Annotated in this window: 5 protein-coding genes; all 5 read right to left on the bottom strand. The window is 72.3% G+C overall.

What is annotated here, in order from left to right:
* The coding region (locus AB0J67_RS39660) for a 3,4-dihydroxy-2-butanone-4-phosphate synthase (protein WP_363490742.1) at positions 1 to 299 on the bottom strand (299 nt) is incomplete at its 3' end.
* 2 nt (positions 300 to 301) lie between these two features.
* Positions 302 to 904 (bottom strand): riboflavin synthase, encoded by a 603-nt coding sequence (locus tag AB0J67_RS39655; RefSeq protein WP_363490740.1) that lies wholly within the window; start codon positions 902 to 904, stop codon positions 302 to 304.
* Positions 905 to 950: 46 nt separating this feature from the next.
* Entirely contained in the window at positions 951 to 2039 is a 1089-nt protein-coding gene (gene ribD / locus AB0J67_RS39650; protein ID WP_363490738.1) for a bifunctional diaminohydroxyphosphoribosylaminopyrimidine deaminase/5-amino-6-(5-phosphoribosylamino)uracil reductase RibD, read from the bottom strand.
* 61 nt (positions 2040 to 2100) lie between these two features.
* The gene (locus AB0J67_RS39645) at positions 2101 to 3165 is read right to left on the bottom strand and encodes a response regulator (protein ID WP_363490744.1); all 1065 of its coding nucleotides are present in this window, start codon (positions 3163 to 3165) and stop codon (positions 2101 to 2103) included.
* A 2-nt stretch (positions 3166 to 3167) separates the two neighbouring features.
* The gene (gene rpe, locus AB0J67_RS39640; protein WP_363490736.1) at positions 3168 to 3875 is read right to left on the bottom strand and encodes a ribulose-phosphate 3-epimerase; all 708 of its coding nucleotides are present in this window, start codon (positions 3873 to 3875) and stop codon (positions 3168 to 3170) included.
* Between the last annotated feature and the right edge of the window lie 209 nt (positions 3876 to 4084).

Below are 4084 nucleotides of genomic sequence, written 5' to 3'. Positions count from 1 at the left end.
GAGATGCCGGTGGACACGCCCTCGCGGGCGTCGACGGTCACGCAGTACGCGGTGCCGCGCCGGTCCTGGTTGGTGTAGTACATGGGCGGCAGCTCGAGCCGGTCCGCCTCGTCCTCGGTGATCGCCACGCAGATGTAGCCCGAGGTGTGGCGCACGGTGAACGCGACCAGCTCCTGGGTGGCCAGCTCGGCGGCGAAGATCAGGTCGCCCTCGTTCTCGCGGTCCTCGTCGTCGACCACGACGACGGGCCGGCCCGCCTTGATCGCCGCGATGGCGTCCTCGATGGTGTCGAGCCCCATGATCAGTTCGCTCCCCGCTGCGCCGCGACCAGCTTCTCCACGTACTTGGCGATCACGTCGACCTCCAGGTTCACCAGGGCGCCGGGCTGCTTGTGCCCGAGCGTGGTGAGCTCCAGCGTGGTCGGGATCAGGCTCACCGTGAACGACTCGTCGTCGACCGCGACCACGGTCAGCGAGATCCCGTCGACGGTGATGGACCCCTTCTCCACGATGTACCGCGACAGGCCCGCCGGGAGCAGGATCCGGACATCCTCCCAGCCGCCGCCGGGGCGCTTGGAGGCGATGGTGCCGACGCCGTCGACGTGGCCCTGCACGATGTGGCCGCCCAGCCGGGTCGCGGCGGTGACCGCGCGCTCCAGGTTGACCCGCTCACCGGGGGCGATCGAGCCGAGCGAGCTGCGGTCGAACGTCTCCTTCATGACCTCGGTCCGGAAGGTGTCGCCCTCGGTCGAGATCACGGTCAGGCACACGCCGTTGACGGCGATCGAGTCGCCGTGCCGGGCGTCGGTGACCACGAGCGGCCCCCGCACGGTGACCACCGCGCCGTCGCCCTGCCAGTCGAGGCGGACGACCTCGCCGAGCTCTTCCACGATGCCGGTGAACACTCGTTCCTCCTCGTGCGCCGGTCGCGTTACGAGCGTCCGGCTCGGGTCACAGGTTGCCGCTGTCCGCGCTCACGCGCGGCCGTGCGGTCAGGCGCAGATCCGGCCCGACCCGGTCAACATCTAACACTTCCAGATCGATGGCGTCCGTGATGGTTGTCACCCCGGCGCCGACGAGCGCGGCCGGCCCGTCACCCAGCAGCTTCGGCGCGACGTACGAGATGATCAGATCGACCAGGCCCGCCGCCAGGAAGGCCCCGGCCAGCCGCGGGCCGCCCTCCAGCAGCACGCTGCGGATGCCCCGGTGGTGCAGCTCGCTGAGCACCGCCTTCAGGTCCACCCGGCCGGACTCGTCGCTGCCGAGCAGCGCCGAGGTGGCGATGAGGGTCGGCGCGGCCCCATCGCGGACGCGGGCGTCGGCGGGCGTACGCCCGTCGGAGTCGATCACCACGCGGAGCGGCTGCCGGATCGCCAGGCTGCCGGTGCGCAGGTCACGGGTGGTGAGCCGGGGATCGTCGGCCAGCACGGTGCCGACGCCGACCATGATCGCGTCGACGGTGCCGCGCAGCCGGTGCACGTCCATCCGGGCCGCCTCGGACGTGATCCACATGCTGGTGCCGTCGGCGGCGGCGGCCCGGCCGTCGAGCGTCGAGGCGGTCTTCCAGATCACGTACGGCCGCCCCCGGCGCACCGAGGTCAGCCAGGCGATGTTGCCCTGCTCCGCCTCGGCGCGGCGCACGCCCGTGATGACCTCGATGCCCGCGTCGCGCAGCGTCTGCTCGCCGCCGGCGGCCAGCGGGTTGGGGTCCTCGACCGCGATCACGACGCGGGAGACGCCGGCGCGGATCAGCGCCTGGGTGCAGGGACCGGTGCGGCCGGTGTGGTTGCAGGGTTCGAGCGTGACCACGGCGGTGCCGCCACGGGCCTTCTCGCCGGCCTGGGCCAGCGCCACGATCTCGGCGTGCGGGCCGCCCGCGTACACGTGGAAGCCCTCGCCCACGACCTGGCCCGCGGAATCCAGCAGCACGGCGCCCACCACCGGGTTGGGGCTGGTCGTGCCGAGGCCCCGCGCCGCCAGCTCGATCGCTCGCGCCATCGCCTTGTCCTCGGCCGGACTGACCGCGGGTAGCTGCCCCATCCCGATTCGTCCTCCCTGCGTTCAGGCGGCCGGCACCCTCTGGCCACCGGCGGCCAGTGTGTCACGCGGGCGGACCCGCCTCGGCGGCGGTGTCGCTCGGTGTGATCCGCTGCTGGGGCAGCGGCGGCGCGGCCTGTTCGCCTGGTGGCCGACCCGGCCGGGGCCCCGTCCACGGACGGTCCGACCGCTGGTCGATGGCGACGTAGTTGCCGTGGTGCTTCTTCGCCGCCGCCTTCATCTCCGAGGCCACCGCCACCACCTCGCTGGGGTGGCCGAAGTTGCGGCTGGTGGACAGGGCCACCCCGATCGACAGGGTGACCATGTTGACCTCGAACACCTTGCCGCGCCGGTCCACCACCTCCATGTAGCCGCGCGCCGAGTCGATCGGGTCGTAGAGCGCGTCGGTGGCCTTCTGGAAGTCGTAGATCGCCCGCGTGGTGATCTCCTGCAGCTGCGACGGATGGCACACCACCACGAAGTCGTCGCCGCCCACGTGGCCCAGGAACGCCGGCGGCAGCCCCGCCGACACCGTCGCCCGGCGCATCGCCCGCGCCAGCGCGCTGATGAACAGGTCGCCGCGGCCGAAGCCGTACACGTCGTTGACGCTCTTGAACCGGTCGATGTCGACGTAACAGACGGCGTAGTCGTCGCCCGCCTTCAGCCGGTCGGCGATCTCCCGCAGGATGCGGGTGTTGCCGGCCAGGCCGGTCAGCGGCGACACCTCCCGCGCCTCCTGGTTGCGCCGCAGCGTGGCGCGCACCCGGGCGATCAGCTCGGAGGTGTCGAACGGCTTGACGATGTAGTCGTCGGCCCCCGCCGCGAGGCCCGCCACCTTGTCCGAGGTGAGCGCCTTCGCGGTGAGCACGATGATGGGCAGCGCGGTGACCATCGGGTCGGCCCGCAGCCGCCGGGTCAGCTCCAACCCGTCCATCTCGGGCATCATCAGGTCGACCAGCGCCAGGTCGGGCCGCTGATGTTCGAGCAGGGCCAGCGCCTCCGCGCCGCTGTGCGCGCTCATCACGTCGAACCCGTGCAGGCGCAGGTTGACCTCGACCACCCGCACGATGTCGGGGTCGTCGTCGACGACCAGGATCACCTCGGCATGACCGGCTGCCTGCGGCTCGATGGTCAAACTGTCGTGCCCCCACTGTCCGATGTGGTCTGCCGGGCGAGGGCCGCCTCGGCCAGAGCACGCAGTTTACGACAGGCCTGCGCCGGATCGTCGGCTCCGTACACCGCGGTTCCCGCGACGAACGCGTCCGCCCCCGCCAGCGCCGCCTGCTCGATGGTCGCGTCGGCGATGCCGCCGTCCACCTCGATGCGGATGTCCAGGTGGCCCGCGTTCGCGTGGCGGCGCGCCGTCCGCACCTTGTCCAGCAGCTCCGGCATGAACCGCTGCCCGCCGAAGCCGGCCTTGATGGTCATCACCAGCAGCGTGTCGAAGTGCGGCAGCAGCTCCAGGTACGGCTCGATCGGGGTGTCCCGGTCGATCGCGAGCCCGGCCAGCGTCCCGGCCGCGCGCAGGTCCTTGGCCAGCGCCACCGGGTCGTCGCACGCCTCCGCGTGGAAGGTGACGTTGTACGCCCCCAGCTCCGCGTAGGCCGGCGCCCAGCGGACCGGGTCCTCGATCATCAGGTGGCAGTCGAACGGGATGTCCGTGGCCCGGCGCAGGCTCTCCACCACCGGCGGCCCGATGGTCAGGTTGGGCACGAAGTGGTTGTCCATCACGTCCACGTGCAGCCAGTCGGCGGCGCCGCGCACCGCCCGCGCCTCCTCGGCGAGCCTGGCGAAGTCGGCGGCGAGGATGCTGGGCGCGATGATGAGATCCGGAGTCACGCGATCAGCTTACGAAGCGTGAGCCGCCCTTGACTCGCCCAGTCCCCCTCCGGCCGTCGCTCGACGGGAGGGGTGAATCAGCCGGTCGGCCGTTGCGGCGCCGGGCGCCGGTGGTGGGGGTGCGGCTCGCCCGCCAGGTCGCAGCCGAGGACCGGGTGCGCCGGCCGGTGCCCCGCGACCAGGATGAAGCAGGCCGCGACCGTGAGCCC

The organism is Catellatospora sp. NPDC049609 (assembly GCF_040675365.1).
GTDB lineage: Bacteria > Actinomycetota > Actinomycetes > Mycobacteriales > Micromonosporaceae > Catellatospora.
The sequence above is the reverse complement of the archived record's forward strand: the minus strand, read 5'-3'. Positions and strand labels throughout refer to the sequence as shown.